At 74.5% G+C, this 18,320-nt stretch carries 7 protein-coding genes and 1 pseudogene; 6 read left to right on the forward strand and 2 right to left on the reverse strand.

Going from position 1 to position 18,320, the window contains the following annotated elements:
* Positions 1-617: 617 nt before the first annotated feature.
* The 5 genes and pseudogenes from ACN28C_RS10540 to purE all read left to right on the forward strand — a co-directional run.
* Positions 618-2,645: pseudogene (locus tag ACN28C_RS10540) on the forward strand (EAL domain-containing protein); the annotation flags it as partial.
* Between the two features lie 108 nt (positions 2,646-2,753).
* Complete coding sequence (locus ACN28C_RS10545; protein ID WP_422773314.1) at positions 2,754-4,160, forward strand: hypothetical protein; 1,407 nt, start codon at positions 2,754-2,756, stop codon at positions 4,158-4,160.
* A 152-nt stretch (positions 4,161-4,312) separates the two neighbouring features.
* Entirely contained in the window at positions 4,313-6,313 is a 2,001-nt protein-coding gene (locus ACN28C_RS10550) for a thioredoxin domain-containing protein (RefSeq protein WP_422773315.1), read from the forward strand.
* Positions 6,314-6,326: 13 nt separating this feature from the next.
* Positions 6,327-7,538: a 5-(carboxyamino)imidazole ribonucleotide synthase gene (locus ACN28C_RS10555; RefSeq protein WP_422773316.1), complete on the forward strand. Its 1,212-nt coding sequence runs from the start codon at positions 6,327-6,329 to the stop codon at positions 7,536-7,538.
* A gap of 29 nt (positions 7,539-7,567) precedes the next feature.
* Positions 7,568-8,050: a 5-(carboxyamino)imidazole ribonucleotide mutase gene (gene purE, locus ACN28C_RS10560; RefSeq protein ID WP_422774611.1), complete on the forward strand. Its 483-nt coding sequence runs from the start codon at positions 7,568-7,570 to the stop codon at positions 8,048-8,050.
* Between the two features lie 77 nt (positions 8,051-8,127).
* Here the strand turns inward: purE and ACN28C_RS10565 are convergent, their stop codons facing one another.
* Both ACN28C_RS10565 and ACN28C_RS10570 read right to left on the reverse strand, forming a co-directional pair.
* On the reverse strand, positions 8,128-13,269 hold the full coding sequence (locus ACN28C_RS10565) for an SCO7613 C-terminal domain-containing membrane protein (protein WP_422773317.1): 5,142 nt from the start codon (positions 13,267-13,269) through the stop codon (positions 8,128-8,130).
* A 228-nt stretch (positions 13,270-13,497) separates the two neighbouring features.
* Complete coding sequence (locus ACN28C_RS10570) at positions 13,498-14,925, reverse strand: UDP-glucose dehydrogenase family protein (RefSeq protein ID WP_422773318.1); 1,428 nt, start codon at positions 14,923-14,925, stop codon at positions 13,498-13,500.
* Between the two features lie 432 nt (positions 14,926-15,357).
* On the opposite strand from ACN28C_RS10570, the gene ACN28C_RS10575 reads away from it, so the two are divergent.
* Positions 15,358-18,222: a M14 family zinc carboxypeptidase gene (locus ACN28C_RS10575; protein ID WP_422773319.1), complete on the forward strand. Its 2,865-nt coding sequence runs from the start codon at positions 15,358-15,360 to the stop codon at positions 18,220-18,222.
* The last annotated feature ends 98 nt before the right edge of the window (positions 18,223-18,320 follow it).

An 18,320-nucleotide genomic window follows, 5' to 3' on the forward strand; every position in this document is an offset into this window, starting at 1 on the left:
CCGCGATGGCGGTCGCGCAACTCTTCCGGCTGCGGCTCCGGGTCGGCACGGGCCGGGTCAGTGTCACCTGGGGCGAGGCGTCGTTCATCATCGGCCTCTCCCTGGTGCCGCCCGGTTGGCTGCCGGCCGCCGCGCTGCTCGGCGCGCTGCTCGGCTGGACGCTGCTGACCGTCTTCGTGGACCGGCGCTCCGCGCTGGACGTCGTACACACCACCGCCTCCCTGGCCACTGCCGTCGCGCTGGGCGTCGCGGCCGCGCTGGCCGTCGCGGCGGCGTTCGGCAGCGCGGTCCCGGAGGTGTTGCGTGCGCCGCTCGCCACCGACCTGACACCGCCACTGATCGCCGCCCTCGCGGTCGGCGCACTGACCTACCTGCTGGCCAGTGCCTGGCTCGTCGGGCTGACACTCTCGCTGCGGCACGGCGAACGGATCTGGCCCGCGCTGCTCGGCGCGCTACAGGGCAAGTTGCTGATGTTCGTCGGCAACGTCTTCGTCGGCCTGGCCGTGGTGGCCGTGCTCGCATACGACCCGCGCTGGCTGCTCTTCCTGCCGCCGGTGCTGTGGCTGCTCCAGCAGACGTACAGCCACCGGATCCGTGCCGACGACGAGCGCCGGGCCTGGCGTGCCCTGGCCGAGGCCACCGGTGCGCTCAACCAGCTCGACGAGCACAACGTCGCCACGGCCGGGGTGACCGGCCCGCTGACCCTCTTCGGCGCGGACTGGGTCGAGGTGGACGTCCGGCGCGGCGACGGCCGGTGGCGGCGCTACCGTGGCGAGCCGGGTCAGCCGGTGGTGCACCGCGACCTCGCCACGACCGAGCGGACCGACTCCGGGCCGGACGGCCCGTGGGGTCGCCCCGGCGTCGGTCGACTTCCGCTCACCAGCCGGCTCGGCCTGGAACTGGTCGGCAGCGACATCGGCGTCGACCTGGCGGCGGGGCGGGGTGTCACTCCGGCCGGCAGCCGTCCCGGCCCCGGTGCGGCCGCGCCGGCGAGCGGGCGTACCGAGCAGGAACTCGTCCGGCCGCTGGTGGTCGGCACCTCCCCGGTCGGCGAGCTGCGGGTCCGCTTTCCCCGCTCTGCCCCGCCCGGCCAACGGGAGCAGGACGCACTCTCGGCCTTCGGCGACGCCCTGGCGGCCGCGTTGCACGACGCCGCGACACACCGCCAGCTCCGACTGGTGACGGCGCAGTCGTCGTACGAGGCGGTGCACGACGCGCTGACCAACCTGATCAACCGGGCGGCGCTGCTGAGCAAGGGCGACCTGGCGCTGCACCAGCTCGGCCACGACCATCCGGTGGCCCTGCTGCTGCTCGACATCAACCATTTCAAAGAGGTCAACGACACGCTCGGCCACGCGGCCGGCGACGAGCTACTCCAGGTGACGGCGGACCGGCTGGAGGCGTTGGTCAACCCCGGCGAGCTGCTGGGCCGGCTGGGTGGCGACGAGTTTGCGCTGCTGATCCCGTTCCCGGCGGTGCCGACCCCCGCGCCGGTGGTGCTGACACCGGCTCCGGTGGTGCTGGCCCCGGCTCCGGTGGTGCTGACCCCGTCGCCGGTCGGTCCGGCCGAGCCGCCGGGCAGCGACCGCTCTCCGCTGCCGAACGTGCTGCGCCGGGCCCGCGAGATCGTCGAGCTGCTCGCCGATCCGATCGAGGTGGCCGGGGTGCGGATGTCGGTCGAGGTGTCGGTTGGAGTGGTGGTGGCCGGCGCCGGCACGGCCGACATGACCGAGCTGCTGCGCCGGGCGGACATCGCGATGTACCAGGCGAAGCAGGGTGGCGGCAGCGTCGCGTCGTACGACAGCGCGCGGGACGCCGCGAGCACCGACAAGCTCGCCCTCGTCGCCGAGCTGCGGGAGGCCCTGGACACCGACGACCAGCTCGAACTGGCGCTGCAGCCGGCGGTGGACCTGACCACCGGTGAGCCGACCGGGGTGGAGGCGTTGATCCGCTGGCGGCATCCCCGGCGGGGCCGGCTCACCCCGGCGGACTTCGTCCGGACCATCGAGGGCAGCGAGCTGCTCGGCGCCTTCACCCGGTATGTGGTGGACAAGGCGCTCGGGGTGGCGGCCGACTGGGCCCGGCACGGTCTCGACGTACCGATCTCGATCAACCTCTCCGCCCGCAGCCTGCTCGACCCGCGGCTGCCGGCCGAGGTCGCCGAGTCGCTGCGCCGGCATCAGGTACCGGCGCACCGGCTGGTGCTGGAGATCACCGAGACGGTGGTGATGAGCGAGCTGGAGGTGATCGACGAGGTGCTCTCCACGCTGCGCGCGATGGGCGTGCAACTGGCCGTCGACGACTTCGGCACCGGCTTCTCCTCGCTGACCTTCCTGACCCGGATCTCCGTGGACGAACTCAAGGTCGACCGCTCGTTCGTGATGAAGATGGCCGAGTCGCCGGAGGCGGCGGCGATCGTCCGGACCACTGTGGACCTCGGCCGCGAGCTGGGGCTGCGGGTGGTGGCCGAGGGAGTGGAGACCGCGGACCAGCGGGCCGCCCTCGCCGAGCTGGGCTGCACCGCCGCCCAGGGCTACCACTTCTTCCGCCCGATGCCGTCGGACAAGATCGTCGCGGTGCTGCGCTCGCTGCTCGACTCCGCCCAGGCCCGGATCCTCCCCCTCCGCGCCGACGGCGCCTCCTGACCCCCCACCGTTGGACCACCACCGGCGCGATCCCGGGCGGGCGGCGGGTGCGGGCGGTTGAGTAGCGTGGCTCATGGGAGAGCGGCGGATGTGGGGGACACTGAGCCGATGGGGAGAGCAGCGGGGGTAGTGGCGGTGCTCGCGGCGGCGGCGATGCTCGGCTGTGCCGGGCCGGGCGCACCGGGCGGGCCGACGGAGATCCCGGACGACGTGCTGCTGCGCGATTCCGACCTGGCCGGCGCCGCGGTCTCCGACGGTGGTCCGGACCCGGGCCATCCGCTGCCACCCTGGCCATGCCCGCCGCCCGTGGCAGCCCAGCCCCGATCCGCCCCGGTCTCGAACGCGATGGCCCCGACGGGTCCGTCCGGTACGGCGGTCGCCTCTCCGCCCGGCAGGGCCGTCGTCCCGGTTTCCCCGCCCGTCTCTCCGGGCGCGACGGTCGCTCCCGGGCCCGAGCGGCCCCGGCCGGTGGCCGAGCGCACGGTCAACGCGACCATGGGCGATCACCGCGTCTACGAGTACGTGGCGCGGTATCCGGCCGGAGTCGCCGGCACGGTGCGGGAGGCGCTCCGGGGCGAGCTGTCCCGGTGTGGCCGCCCGGCCGGGGGCGACGGCTGGAAGGTCCTCGCCGAGGACGCTGCCGGACTGCTGATCCTGCGTTCCTACTCCAACGGTGACGCGACCGCCGCGTACTACGTAGGGGTGGCCCGGGACTACCTGGTGGCGGTGCTGGTCATCGGCACCCGGACGGCGAGCGGCGACCCGACCACCGCCTCCGGGCTCGGCAGCACGGCGCTGGCCCGGGCCGGCGGTGCCCGGGGCACGCCGGCGCCGCCGACCACCGCCGCCGGGCCGGCCGAATGGTCGACGCTCCAGGCGGAGGTGACCGGGGTACGACGCGGCCCTGACCCGCGCACCCTGCTGGTCGACGTGGCGTTGCTCGCCGGGCACCCGGAATGCGCCCGCGATCCCCGGATCACCTACTACACCGAGGAGAACAACCTGATCCACGCCAACGTGGTCCAGGACTCGGCCCGCAGCGGGATGGTCGGTGGCTGCCCGACGACGGCGCCTGGGGTGGCCCGGCTGACCGCGCCGAAACCGCTAGGCGATCGGATCGTGGTGCTCAACGGCCAGCCGTGGGCGCCGGACGGCGACGGCTACCGCCGCTGCGCCCCGGATCTCGGCTGCACACCACCGGCCGACCACTGCGATACGACCTGGGTGCTGGCGGCGATGAAGGGGATGGACGTGCCCCGGAACAGCTCCCGGCACGTGGAGGAGTGCGACGGCCGCTGGCTGGTGATGACGGTCAACCTGAACAGTACGCAGTGCGGTGCGGGCGGTCGCCCCGGCTGCTCGGCACCGCCGTCCGTGTACCGGTACTTCCTGCGCTTCGAGCCGGCCGGCTGGCGGACCGTCGCGCGCAGCGCCGGACCGGGCTGCACCGACGTGCTGAGGGCGGCACCGGATTTCCCGCCGGCACTCTGTCGCACACTCCCCGCAACGCGCTAGCACTCCCCGCCATCCCCGTCAGTGCTCCCCGCCATCCCCGTCAGCACTCCCCGCCATCCTCGTCAGCGCTCGCCGCCGACTGACGGCTGCTTCCTGGACCACCACCGGCGCGATCCCGGGCGGGCGGTCCGTCGAGCGGTTATGGTCGTCGGGTGAATCGACTGGCCGACGCGACCAGCCCGTACCTGCTCCAGCACAAGGACAATCCGGTCGACTGGTGGCCCTGGACGGCCGAGGCGTTCGCCGATGCGCGCCGCCGGGACGTACCGGTGCTGATCTCGGTCGGCTACGCCGCCTGCCACTGGTGCCACGTGATGGCGCACGAGTCCTTCGAGGACGAGGCGGTCGGCGCACTGATGAACCAGAACTTCGTGTCGATCAAGGTGGACCGGGAGGAGCGGCCGGACGTCGACGCGGTCTACATGACCGCCACCCAGGCGATGACGGGGCAGGGCGGCTGGCCGATGACGGTCTTCGCCACCCCCGACGGCACCCCGTTCTTCTGCGGCACCTACTTCCCGAAGGCCAACTTCCTCCGGTTGCTCCAGTCGGTGACCGAGGCCTGGACCGGGCAGCGGGAGGCGGTGCTGCGCCAGGGCGCCGCCGTGGTCGAGGCGCTGGCCGGCGCCCAGGCCGTCGGCGGGCCGAGCGCCCCGCTCACCGCCGAACTGCTCGACGCCGCCGCCGACCAGCTCGCCCGGGAGTACGACGAGACCAACGGCGGCTTCGGCGGCGCACCCAAGTTCCCGCCGCAGATGAACCTGCTCTTCCTGCTCCGCCACCACCAGCGCACCGGCGCGGCCCGGGATCTGGAGATCGTCCGGCACACCTGCGAGGCGATGGCCCGGGGCGGCATCTACGACCAGCTCGCCGGCGGTTTCGCCCGCTATTCGGTGGACGGGCACTGGACGGTGCCGCACTTCGAGAAGATGCTCTACGACAACGCGCTGCTGCTGCGGGTCTACACGCAGCTCTGGCGGCTCACCGGCGACGGGCTGGCCGGCCGGGTCGCCGCCGAGACCGTCGCGTTCCTCCTCGACGACCTCGGCACCCCGGCCGGTGGCCTCGCCTCGGCGCTGGACGCCGACACCGACGGCGTGGAGGGCGCCACCTACGCCTGGACCCCGGCCCAGCTCGTCGAGGCGCTCGGCGACGAGGACGGCCGCTGGGCCGCCGACCTCTTCGCCGTCACCGCCACCGGCAGTTTCGAGCACGGCACCAGCGTGCTGCGGCTGGCCCGGGACATCGACGACGCCGACCCGGAGATCCGGGAACGCTGGCAGCGGGTCCGCGCCCGCCTCCGAGAGGTACGCGACCAGCGGCCCCAGCCGGCCCGGGACGACAAGGTCGTGGCGGCCTGGAACGGCCTGGCCGTCACCGCCCTGGTCGAGTACGCCACCCTCACCGCCGATCCGGTCTCCGGGGCGGCGGCCGTGCGGATCGCCGAGGTGCTGGCCGAGCGGCACCTCGTCGACGGGCGGCTGCGCCGGGTCTCCCGGGACGGCCGGGTCGGCGAGCCGGCGGGAGTGCTGGAGGACTACGGCTGCGTCGCCGAGGCGTTCTGTGCCGTGCACCAGTTCACCGGCGAGGGGCGCTGGCTGGAGCTGGCCGGGCAGCTGCTCGACGTCGCGCTGCAGCGGTTCGGCACCGGGCAGGGCGGGTTCTACGACACCGCCGACGACGCCGAGCAGCTGGTCAGCCGGCCGGCGGACCCGACCGACAACGCCACCCCGTCCGGACTATCGGCGGTGGCGGCGGCGCTGGTGGCGTACTCGGCGCTGGGCGGGCAGGTGCGCTACCGGGAGGCGGCTGGAACCGCCCTCGGCACGGTGGCGCCGATCGTCTCCCGGCACGCCCGGTTCACAGGTTATGCCGCCACTGTCGGCGAGGCGCTGCTCTCCGGCCCGTACGAGATCGCGGTGGTCACCGCCGAGCCGGCCGGTGACCCGCTGCTGGCGCTCGCCCGCCGGCACGCCCCGCCCGGCGCGGTGGTGGTGGCCGGGGAGCCGGACCGCCCCGGCGTACCGTTGCTGGCCGATCGCCCGATGCGCGAGGGCGCCACGACCGCGTACGTCTGCCGGGGTTTCGTCTGTGACCGCCCGGTCACCACCGCCGACGCCCTGCTCGCGCAGCTCGGCGCGGGCGGGGGTTAGGCTTGCGCCCGCTATGGATTCCCGCACGGGTCTGCCCGTTGTCGGCATGGTGGGCGGCGGCCAACTGGCCCGGATGACCCACCAGGCCGCGATCGCCCTCGGCCAGTCGCTCCGCGTGCTGGCCCTCGACCCCTCCGACGGGGCGGCGCTGGTCGCCGCCGACGTCCGGTACGGCAGGCACACCGACCTCGCCGCGCTGCGCGACTTCGCCGAGGGTTGCGACGTGGTCACCTTCGACCACGAGCACGTGCCGAACGAGCACGCGCGGGCCCTGGCCGAGGCCGGTGTCCCGGTCTACCCGCCCGCCGACGCGCTGCGATACGCCCAGGACAAGCGGGCGATGCGGGAGCGGCTGACCGAGCTGGGCGCCCCGGTACCGCGCTGGCGGCCGGTCACCGGAGCCGACGACCTGGTCGAGTTCGGCACGGAGCTGGGCTGGCCGGTGATCCTCAAGGCGGCCCGGGGCGGCTACGACGGGCGGGGCGTCTGGGTGGTTTCCGGCCCGGCCGAGGCCGCCGAGCTGGTCGGCCGGCTGCGCGCCGCCGGCACCGACCTGATCGCCGAGGAGCGGGTCGGGCTGCGCCGGGAACTGGCGGTGCAGGTCGCCCGCTCGCCGTTCGGCCAGGTGGCGGCGTACCCGGTGGTGGAGACCGTGCAGCGGGACGGCATCTGCGTCGAGGTGCTGGCTCCGGCGCCCCGGCTGCCGGAGGAGCTGGCGCTGCGGGCCCAACAGCTCGCCATCGATCTGGCGACCGCGCTCGGTGTGGTCGGCCTGCTCGCGGTGGAACTCTTCGAGGTGCCCGGCGCCGCCGGCCGGACGGACGACGGGTCACCGGCGACCGGCGGCGGCGAGCCGGCGTTGGTCGTCAACGAGCTGGCGATGCGGCCGCACAACTCCGGGCACTGGACGATCGAGGGGGCCCGGACCTCCCAGTTCGAGCAGCACCTGCGGGCGGTGCTCGACTATCCGATGGGGGACACCGCGCTGACCGCGCCGGTGGTGGTGATGGCGAACGTGCTCGGCGGCCCGGAGGGTGGGATGTCGACCGACGAGCGGCTGCACCACCTCTTCGCCGAGGATCCCGGCGCCAAGGTGCACCTCTACGGCAAGCAGGTCCGCCCCGGTCGCAAGATCGGGCACGTCACCGTGCTCGGCGACGACTTGGAGAAGGTACGCGCCCGCGCGGCACGGGCGGCCTGGTGGCTACGGGAGAGGCACGAGTGACGGAGTCGGTTCCACCGGTCGGCCTGATCATGGGCAGCGACTCGGACTGGCCCGTCATGGGCGCGGCGGCCGAGGCGCTGGCCGAGTTCGGTGTCGGTTACGAGGTCGGCGTCGTCTCGGCGCACCGCACCCCGGTCAAGATGATCGAGTACGCCCGGTCCGCCGCGGGGCGGGGCATCCGGGTGATCATCGCCGGTGCGGGCGGCGCGGCGGCCCTGCCCGGCATGGTCGCCTCGGCCACTCCGCTGCCGGTGGTCGGAGTTCCGGTGCCGCTGGCACACCTCGACGGGCTCGACTCGCTGCTCTCCATCGTGCAGATGCCGGCCGGAATCCCGGTGGCGACCGTCTCGATCGGCAACGGCCGCAACGCCGGCCTGCTCGCCGTACGCATCCTGGGCGCCGCCGACGAGGCGCTGCGGGAGCGGATGTCGGCGTACCAGGCCGAGCTGGAGCAGGTGGTCGCCCGCAAGGAGGCCAACCTGCTCGCCTCCCTCGGGCTACCGGCCGGCTGAGGAAGCCGCACCCCTGATGCGTTAGGAAGGGCCCCCGCATCTACAGAAAACGATAAGCGGGGGCCCTTCCTTACACCTCAGCGCATGCCGCGAACGGCGCGGAAGCGTTCCTGGGTGCGGCGGCGGTTCTCGTTGCTGGCGCCGAAGGCGAGCAAGAGCAGGCCGACCGGGATCAGCACCAGCCACGGTCCGTAGCTGAACAGGGCGCGCAGCGCGGTGAGCGCGGTGACCACCGCTCCGACGATCACCGGGGCCTGCTGGCGCCGGTTGGCGCCGTAGATGAGGGTTGCCACCCCGCCGAGCAGCAGTAGTACCTGGCGCGGCGCGCTGTCGTTGCCGAAGAGCACGATCACCAGGGTCGGCAGGAAGGCCGCCACCAGCGCCGGGCCGTACGCCGCCCAGCTGCTCAGGTCGGTGCGGTGCCGCAGCTCCAGGAGGCCGACCAGCAGGGCCAGGGCCGCGAACGGCAGTGTGTACGCCTCCGGCAGGACGACGTCGGCAAGCGCCATCAGCAGCCACCAGGCGACGATCTCGCACCCCACCGCCGACCAGAAGAGCGTGCGCCGCTCGACGGTGCTGCGGTACGGCCGCAGGGCGGCCATCCCGAGCACGGCGCCCCAGGCGGCGAGCAGGGCGGCGATGTGCCGGGGCGAGTCGTAGGCGAGCGCGGCGGCGATGAGCGCGGCGGCGTAGCCGGTCCACTCCACGGTGGCCGCCTCGCGCATCGCCTCCGGGCGACGCAGCCGGGGCAGCATCGCCGCGACCAGCAGCAGCACCGCGCCGACGGCCAGCACCCCGAACGCGGACCAGGCCGGGGCGAGCCCGAGGACCAGGCCGGCGGTGAAGACGAAGGTCTGCGCCATGATCGCGGCGAAGAGCCAGCCGAGGATGCGGGCATTCTGGCTCCGGCCGCCCAGCGCGGCGACCGCGCCGACGCCGACCGCCGCGCCGAGGGTGAAGAGGGTCAGCTCGCGGGTGGCCAGCGCGCCGGCCAGCCCGGCGCCACCGGCGGCCAGCCCGATGCCGAAGACCAGGATCCGGGTCAGCCGCAGCGAGCGGGCCACCTCGGCGTCCGGCGGCGGCGGGGTCAGGGCGAGCCCGAGCATCGCGATGGTGAAGACCGCGAGCGCGGCCAGGGTGACGTTCGGCCAGCGCAGGTCCAGCGAGATCGGTGTGATCAGCAGCGTGATCGCGGCTCCGGGCAGCACCACCGGCACCGCCCGGGCCGGCCGGCCCTCGCTGAACCCGGTCGCGGCGAGTCCGGCCGCGATGGTCAGCAGCAGCGCCGCCAGCACGTTGCCGGCGTCGACGGCGCCGGGCTCCGGATCGGTGAGCCCGGCCGGCGGCCCCTGCCAGACCTGGCCGAGCGTCTGGTACGGCTCGACCAGCGCCGCGACCAGGGCAGGGGCGAGTGCCGCCACGGCCAGCGCGGTCGGCAGCGCGGCGGCGAGCATCGCCCCGACGGCCGGGCTGACCGACCAGCGCCCCCGGCCCGGCTCGGGGAGCCGGCGGAACGCACCGCCGAGCATCACCGACCAGCGCCGGATCGGCTCGCGCAGCGGGGCCGGGGCCGGGGTGGCGGCCCGGACCAGTTCGGCGAGCACCCCGAGCAGGACGGCGGCGGCCGCGTAGACGCCCCAGGGCAGGCCGGTGAGGAGCGCCGCGACCGGGGCGGCGGTCGCGCCGCCGACGACGCCGATGGTGGCGTACGGGAGGTACTGCGGGACCTGCCGGCGGACGAGCCCGACCACCGCCACGCCGAGGCTGGCCCCGGCCAGGGTGGCCAGCACCACGACCTCGGCCGGCCAGCCCAGCGCCGCGGCGAGCGCGGCGAGCGAGCCGGCGGACGCGAAGAGCGCCCCGCCGGCGGCGAGCCCGCCGATCTGTGCCGTCTGTGGCGCCAGCGACAGGGAGTCGGCCTCCTCGGCCGGGCCGGAGAGGGTGCCGACGACCCGGGCCAGGACGGCGACGACGACGCCGATCAGCGCGACGACACCGAGCGCGGCAGCGGTCGTCCAGGGGCGGACCAGGCTCGCCCCGACGGCGTGCAGCGCCACCACGGCGGCGACGGTGGCCCGGGCCAGTCCGGCCCGGGGGTCGGCGGCGACGACGGAGGTCACCCCGTACACGGTGGCGACCGCACCGCCGACCACGATCGGTGACCACCACGGCAGCCCGAACGCGGCCGGGGTGCCGACGGCGGCGAGGCCGGCGCAGACGGCGGCGACATCGTAGGACCAGGGTCGGGGCAGGGCGATCGCGGCGGCCCCGGCGAGCAGCACCAGGGCGACCGGTGCCTGCCAACCGGTGCCGGTCGCGCTGACGTGCCACTGCGTGAGGTCGGCCTCCCAGAGCCGGCCGGGCGTGGCCAGCACCTCCAGCCCGCCGACCAGCGCCGTCCAGGCGGCGATCAGCCCGACGACGCCTCCGGTCAGCGCGATGCCGAGGACCGGGCCGCGCCGCCAGTGCTCCGGCATGGCCCGGATCCCGGCCGCCACGACCAGGATCACGAAGGCGGCGGCGGCCAACTCGGCGCCGTCGCCGAGAACGCCGGCGATCCGGGCGAGGGTGCCGACCAGGGCGGCGGTCACCGCGGCGGCCGCGATGTCGGAGCCGTCGAGCAGCCGGTCCGCCCGCCGGCCGGCGTCGATCGACGGTGCCAGTACCAGCAGCACCGCACTCACCAGCAGCAGCGCGCCGACCAGGGTGTCCGGCAGGGTGGCGCCGGGCGCACCGAAGGCCGCCGCCGTGACCGCGAGCGCGCCGAGTCCGGTGCCGACGGCCAGGGGGAGGCTGATCTGCCGCTGGGCGACCTGGGTGACCGCCGCGTAGCAGAGCACGGCGCAGACGGCGAGGAAGCTGGCGGCGAGGACCGGCTCGGTCGCCTCCCGTACCGACATCGCGGTCGGGGTCGGGTCGACCGGCACCGCCGACGCGACGAAGGCGGCCACCGCGCCGGGGAAGGCGAACGCGGCGCCACCGGCCGCCCAGTCGGCGACCAGCCCGGACCAGCGGCCCAGTGGCAGCGAGCGGGCGGTGGGTGCCAGCGCCACCGCCGCCCCGGCGACGGCGAGGGTGAAGAGGACGGCGGCGGTCAGGCCCGGCCGGGCCACCGAGGCCGCCGCACCGGCGAGCCCGACCACGGCAGCGGCGGTGGCGTGGGTGAGCGCGACCCGCCGGGTCTCGGCGGTCAGCCCGACCAGACCGATGCCGATGGCGACCAGCACCGGTGGCCAGGGTGCCGCCGCCCAGCCGAGCCCGAACGAGGCGGGCATGGCCAGCGCGGTGAGTGCCGCACCGACCACCGCGAACTCGCGGCGTACCTCGGGTGGTGAGGAGAGCACCGCGGCGACGGTCAGCAGCAGGGCGGTGACGGCGAGCTGCCAGGAGGTGTCACCGACCCCGGCGGCAAGTGCGCCGGGGTATGCGGCGAGGTCGGCCTCCCAGACCGGCAGCGCGGCCCGGATCGGGGCCAGGGCGGCCCGGAGCACGCCGCCGGCCACCACGATGCCGATCACGATCAGCGCGGCGGCGGAGGCCAGTTGCGGCCCGCGCCGGGCAGCCTCGGGCACCGCCCGTACGCCGATTCCGGTGAGCGCGATGACGGCGGCGATCACCACCAGGGCCCGCCCCGGCAGCGCCACCGCGGCGACCCGGCCGAAGGCGCCGATCACGGCCAGCGTCATGATCCCGGCGCCGATGTCCGGCAGGGGCGGCCGGCGCAGCGTCAGCGCACCGGCCAGGCCCACCCCGGCGGCGAGCAGCAGCGCCATGCCCGCCCGGGCCGCGTCGGGCACGGTGTCGGCGTCCACCAGCGCCACCACCGCACAGACCACGGCGGCGGCGAAGGCCACGCCGTGCAGGGTCCAGGTCAGCTCCCGCAGCCAGGGGATGCTGGCGGTCGGCCGGACCCCCGGGGTGCGGACCCGCCGCGCCGGCCCGCCCGGTGCCGGCTCCCCCTCGACGACCGCGTCCGCCTCCTCCGGGAACGTCTCCGGCCGGCCCGGGCCGGTCCCGCCGGTCCGGGTGCCGGGCGCGCCCCGGTCCGGTCGGTCCGGCCGGTCCGGATCGTCGGGAGAGCCGTCCGGACGGCCTCCGGAGCCGCCCCCGGGAGGATCTCCGGACCCGCCGTCGGGGCGGGACGGCCGGGCCTCCAGCGGCACCTCGGGACCGAACCGGAAACGGGCCGGCCAGCCGGTCAGCTGCCCGTCGTCACCGAAGAGCCGGGCGAGATAGAGATTGCCGACGGCCACCGCGGCGAGCACCACGGACCAACCGACCGGCCCGGTGGTCCAGCCGTACGCCAGCAGCGGCAGGATCGGCTGGACGGCGAGTACCGCCGCGTAGCGGGGGGCGTTCAGCCCGGTCGCCCCGGCGTAACCGGCCGCCACGACGGCGGTGATCGCGAAGGTGAGTCCTCCGAAGAGCGACCCGGGCAGGTCGCTGTCGGCGAACCGGTCGACGGTCCAGAGCGCGTACCCGGTCAGCGGCACCAGCAGTAGCCCGACCGCCGCGACGGTCTCGGCGGTGGCGCTCAGCCCACGCCCGGCGACCCGGGGCGGTACGGCCAGCATCAGCGCGGTGGCCAGGACCAGGATCGCCACCCGGCTGAAGTCGTCGAGCGAGCTGAGCGCCACCGCGACGAAGACCACGGCCGCGATGCCGAGCAGCAGCGCACCGAGCCCGAGCAGGATGTTCTGTACCTCGCGGGTGGAGGCCTCCGGCCGCGCCTTGCCGTCGTCCCAGGCCGGTTCGGCGCCGGGCGACGGTGGCGGGGGTGGGGGCGGCGGGACGGTCGACACCCGCTCGGTGCCGCCGCCCTTCGACTGCCGGGGTACCCGGGGTGCCGGCCCGGCCGGCCCGCCGGCACCACCGGGCCCGCCCGCACCACCGGGCCCGCCCGGGGCGGTTGGTGCGGCCGTCGGCGGGCGTCGGTCGGCCCGGCGCCGGAGCACCCGGCGCGGCTTGTTGCTCTGCTTGCGGCGCTGGTCCGCCGCGTGCCCCAGGATGTCCCGCTGGAAGAGCGCCGCCTGCATCTGCGAGGCGATCGTCTTCTGCTCCTTGGCGAGCGCCGCCTCGCGGATCTTCATCTCGGCGATCGAACGTTCGATCCGGGCCAGGTCGTCGGCGTACTGGAGCTGCTCGGCGCCGCAGTACGGGCAGTGTGGCGCCGGCTCGATCTCCCGGCCGCACGAGGAGCACTGGTACGTCGTACTCACGGCATCCCCTCCAGCCGGCGCATGGCCGCGTCACGGGCTTCCACCGAAGCATGCCCATGGAGGGCAACCGTTGAACAGCCCCCGATCGCGTGCGTGACCGGGCTGAGGAGATCCTAAAAGGCCGGCCGTGCACCCGGTCGGGTCCACGGCCGGCAAGTCGGCGTCGAATTCACGATTGTCGCCGTCACGCCCCTGCGGTATCGGTCGGGTGCGGCGGCGCTGCCGGAGCTACGGCCGGCCCATGCCCCGGTATTCCCAGCCGGCCTGGGTCCAGAGTGCGGAGTCGAGGCAGTTGCGACCGTCCACGATCCGCCGTCCGGCGGCGAGTTCACCGAGGGCGACCGGGTCGGCGTTGCGGAAGTCGGCCCACTCGGTCAGCACGCAGACCAGGTCGGCGCCGCGGACGGCCTCGTTCATGCTGATCGCGTACGTCAGCTCGGGCCGCTCCCGGCGGGCGTTCTCCATCCCCTCCGGGTCGTAGACGTGCACCTCGGCGCCGGCCTTGTGCAGGGCGGCGGCGACGGCGAGCGACGGGGCGTCCCGGACGTCGTCGGAGTTCGGTTTGAAGGTGGCGCCGAGGACCGCGACCCGGGTGCCGGAGAGGTCCGGGCCGGCCGGCCCGTAGCGGCGGCCGAGCAGCTCGGCGGCGAGCTGGAGTACGCGGCTGCGGCGGCGCAGGTTGATCAGGTCGACCTCGTGCAGGAAGCGCAGCGCCTCGCCGGCACCGAGCTCCTGGGCCCGGGCCTGGAACGCCCGGATGTCCTTGGGTAGGCAGCCGCCGCCGAAGCCGACGCCGGCCTGGAGGAAGCGGTTGCCGATCCGGGGGTCGTAGCCGATCGCCCGGGCGAGCTGGGTGACGTCGCCGCCGGCCACCTCGCAGACCTCGGCCATCGCGTTGATGAACGAGATCTTGGTGGCGAGGAAGGCGTTCGCGGCCACCTTGACCAGTTCGGCGGTGGCGAAGTCGGTCACCACCAGCGGAACCTCCCGGTCCTCGGTGGCGGCCAGGTCGAAGACGCCCTTGTGCGCGGCGTAGAGCATGCCGTTGGCCCACTCGCTCTTGACGCCGACCACGATCCGGTTGGGCCGGAGCACGTCCTCGACCGCGAAGCCCTCCTGGAGGAACTCCGGGCTCCAGGCGACCTCGACCCCGAGGTCGGCCTCGGCGTGCTTGCCGACGAGCTGCTCGATCCACTCGGCGGTGCCGACCGGGACGGTGGACTTGCCGACGATCAGGGCCTTGCGGGTCAGGTGCTGGGAGAGGCCGGTGACGGCCGCCTCGACGTACGACAGGTCGGCGCCCATCCCGTCGGCCCGCTGCGGGGTGCCGACGCAGATGAAGTGCACGTCGCCGAAGGCGGCGGTCTCGGCGATGTCGGTCGAGAACCGCAGCCGCCCGGCGGCCAGGTTGCGCTTGAGCAGCTCGTCCAGGCCGGGCTCGTGGAACGGCACCTCGCCACCGGCCAGCTTGGTGATCTTCTCGGCGTCGACGTCGAAGCCGATCACCTCGTAGCCGAGTTCGGCGAAGCAGATGGCGTACGTCGCGCCCAGGTAGCCCGTGCCGAGGAAGGTGAGACGCGGGCGGGAGGCGCCGGAGGGCGGAGTCACCGCCGGGATCGTCGGCATGGGCTGGCTGCTCGGGTACGGGATCGTCACGCCTGTGTTCTCCGCTCGCAGTGGCGGCGCTTCATTGCGTCGCGGTGGTGGGGAGGCCGGCGCCGGAGGAGAGCGCCGCTGCCGGACATTGTGTGGTCTTGTCGGTGGTGTCGAGGCTGCGGGGTCGGCGGGTCGGCCGCGCGTGCCGGTACGACAAGCGCTGAGCCTACGCGGACGGCGCTTCCCGGCGCATCTTCGGTCGGCATCTTCACAGCCCTCGCCGACCGGGTACGCCGCCCGCCTGCCCGAGCCGCCCCTTCCCGCCGCTATTCCCCCGATTTCTGGTGATAGGCGTGTTTGGTAGCTGGTGGGAAGACGCCGTACCTAGAAGATCTTGACCGCCGGAAATGGCCGCTCATAGGCTCCGAGCCACTCCCAGGTCGATCTTCCGAGACGTCCCGGCCATCCCCGAGAAGGGAATCCGAACTTCACATGACGATTCCGAAGTTCCCCCTGACGTTTCCGTCGAATCCCCCGGGATCGATGTTCCGGCGACTCGGCGGGGCCGCGGTCGCCCTGCTGCTCGCCCCGCTGCCGCTGCTGCCCGGCACCCCGGCCGGCGCTCACCCCGACGGCCACCCCGGCGGCCACCCGCCGGCGCCGCCCGTGTGCAGCCCCGATCCGGCCGCCCGGCTCGCCGGGGTGCCGAGCCCCGAGCGCCACCTCGGCTTCCCGCTCGGCCTCGGCCAGGAACGGGTGGTCACCGACGACGAGATCCGCTCCTACCTCGGCGCCGTCGACGCCGCCTCGGACCGGGTGGTCACCGGCAACGTCGGCGACAGCGTGCTCGGCCAGTCGATGCCGTACGCGATCGTCTCCGACCCCGACCACCTCCGGCGCGGCGCCCTGGAACGGATCGCGCGCGACGTCCGCGACCTGCGCGACCCGCGCGGGCTGTCGAGCCGGAGGGCGGCGGAGATCGCCAGGAGCGGCCCGGCGATCGTCTGGGTCACCGGCAACGTGCACGGCGGCGAGAAGTCGGGCGCCGACGCCGCGCTGAAGACCCTCTACGAGCTCGCCGCCGGTCTCTCCTGCGAGGTACGCGAGCGCAACGACAACCTTGTCACGATCATCATGCCGACGCAGAACCCGGACGGCCGGGACGCCTCACGCCGGCAGAACGAGTACGGCTTCGACCTGAACCGGGACTGGTTCGCCCGGACCCAGCCGGAGACCGACGCCAAGCTGGAGCTGCTGCGCCGTTACCCGCCGCAGGTCTTCGTCGACGCACACGAGATGGGTGGCCGGCAGTACTTCTTCCCGCCGAACGCCGACCCGATCCACCACGAGATCGCCGACGAGCCGGTCGACTGGATCAACCGGATCGGCGCGGCGAACGCCGCCGGTTTCGGCTACAACGGCGCCTGCACCGACGCGGTGACCACCGAGTGCTACTTCAACTACGACGTCTACGACCTCTTCTTCATGGGGTACGGCGACACGGTGCCCGCCACCGGCTTCGGTGCCGCCGGGATGACCTACGAGAAGGGCAGCGCCTCGGCGGTTCAGGACCGGGTGCAGCAGCAGTTCCACACCCAGTGGGCCACCGTCGGCTGGGCCTCGGAGCACAGGCGGGAGATCCTCTCCGGCTACTACCGGATCTGGTCCGACGCGCTCGCCGAGGGGCGGGTTGGGGCGCTGCAGCCCAACGAGGTGGTGCAGCCGACCAACGAGGTCCGGTTCCCGGTGCCGGACGTGACGGTCCGCTCCTACTTCCTGCTGCCCGGCCGGCAGCTCGGCGACGTCCGCCAGCTCGTCGAGCGGCTGCGCCGGATGGACGTCGAGGTCTACCGGCTGACGAAGCCGGTGCGGATACCGAACGCCCGGGTCTTCGGCGGCCGGTCGGCCCGGAACCACACGGTGCCGGCGGGCGCGTACTGGATCCCGATGGAGCAGCCGCAGAAGCACTGGATCCAGGCGACCATGGGCGAGGACCCGTACGTCCCGTTCCCGTACTTCTACGACGTCTCCTCCTGGAGCAACCCGCTGCTGATGGGCGTGGAGACGGTCTACACCGGTGACCGGCTCTCGCCGAGGGCGGAACGGGTCCGCGACATCGACGGCGGGCGGAGCGGCCACGCACCCCGGTTCGGCTCGTACGCCTATCCGCTGGACTCGGCGGCGGCGGCCGAGCTGACCTTCGCGCTGCTCGGCGCGGGCGTCGAGGTGCGCCGCGACCAGCGCAGCGGCGTCGTCACCCTGCCGGCGGCCGCCCTCACCGGCTCCCGCGACCGGCTCGCCGAATCGCTCGGGGTGACCCTGACCCCGAGCTGGCGCGGCGTCACCGGCACCCGGCTGGCCCTGCCCGACGTCGGACTGTTCGCCGGCACCGGCGTCTCCACCACCTCCGGCTCGCACGGCGAGGCCCGCTACGTCCTCGGCAAGCGCTGGGGCCTCGACCTCACCCCGGTCGGCACGGCGGACATCAACGACAACACCGCCGCCTTCACCGACCGGGACGTGCTGCTGGTGCCGGACGGCAGCAACCCGACCGGCGGCCTGAGCGCGAGCGGCCAGGCCAACCTGCGGGCCTGGGTGGCGGCCGGCGGCACCTATCTCGGGCTGCGCAACCAGGGCACCCGGATGGCCCGCGCGGCCGGGCTCACCTCCACGGTCGAGCTGCCGAAGCCGGCCGACTACACGGTGATCGGCTCGCACCTGCGGGTCGACGTCGACCGGAGCAGCCCGGTCGGGCTCGGCCGGCCGGCCGAGGACTTCGAGTTCAACAACAACGACTCGATCCTCGCCCCGTCCAGCACGGGCACGAACGTGCTGACGTACCCGGCCGACGGGCGGTTCTGGCACAACGGCTACACGGTGCGGGCCGACGCGCTCAGGGGCACGGTCGCGCTGGTCGACGAGCCGACCGGGGCGGGCCGGGCGGTGCTCTTCGCGTTCAACCCGCTGTTCCGGGCGTACAACGAGAGCGGGCTGCACCTGGTCGCCAACGCGCTGCTGGCACCACGGCCGAGCGCGGCTCCGGCGTCGCCGGGTGCCCGGTCGACGGCTCCGCCGGTACCGCCGGCCCGGGCCTCGGCCGCCGCCGCGCCGGCACCGGAGAACCTGGGCGGAGAGTGGCGCCCGATCACCATCGCGGTCGCCGCCGCCGACGCGGAGCGCACCCGCGGCATCGTCGCCCGGCACGCGGCTGAGCCGCGCGTGGCCACCGCGAACGGCGCGACCTATTTCACCATCCCCAACCCGGACGGTCTCGCCGCGGACGAGCACCCGTTCCTTCGTACGCTCATCCGCGACCTCCGCGCCGCAGAAATCCCACTCCGCTCCGTCGTGGCCTGATCCCCGTCCCGCACGCTCGCACTACAGGAGGTCCGTAGCCCGGCAGCCGCCCGTTCGGGGCCCGGGTCGGCCGCGTTGCGCAATACCGAAATGGATTG

This window comes from Plantactinospora sp. WMMC1484 (genome assembly GCF_049315195.1).
Classification (GTDB): Bacteria; Actinomycetota; Actinomycetes; order Mycobacteriales; family Micromonosporaceae; genus Plantactinospora.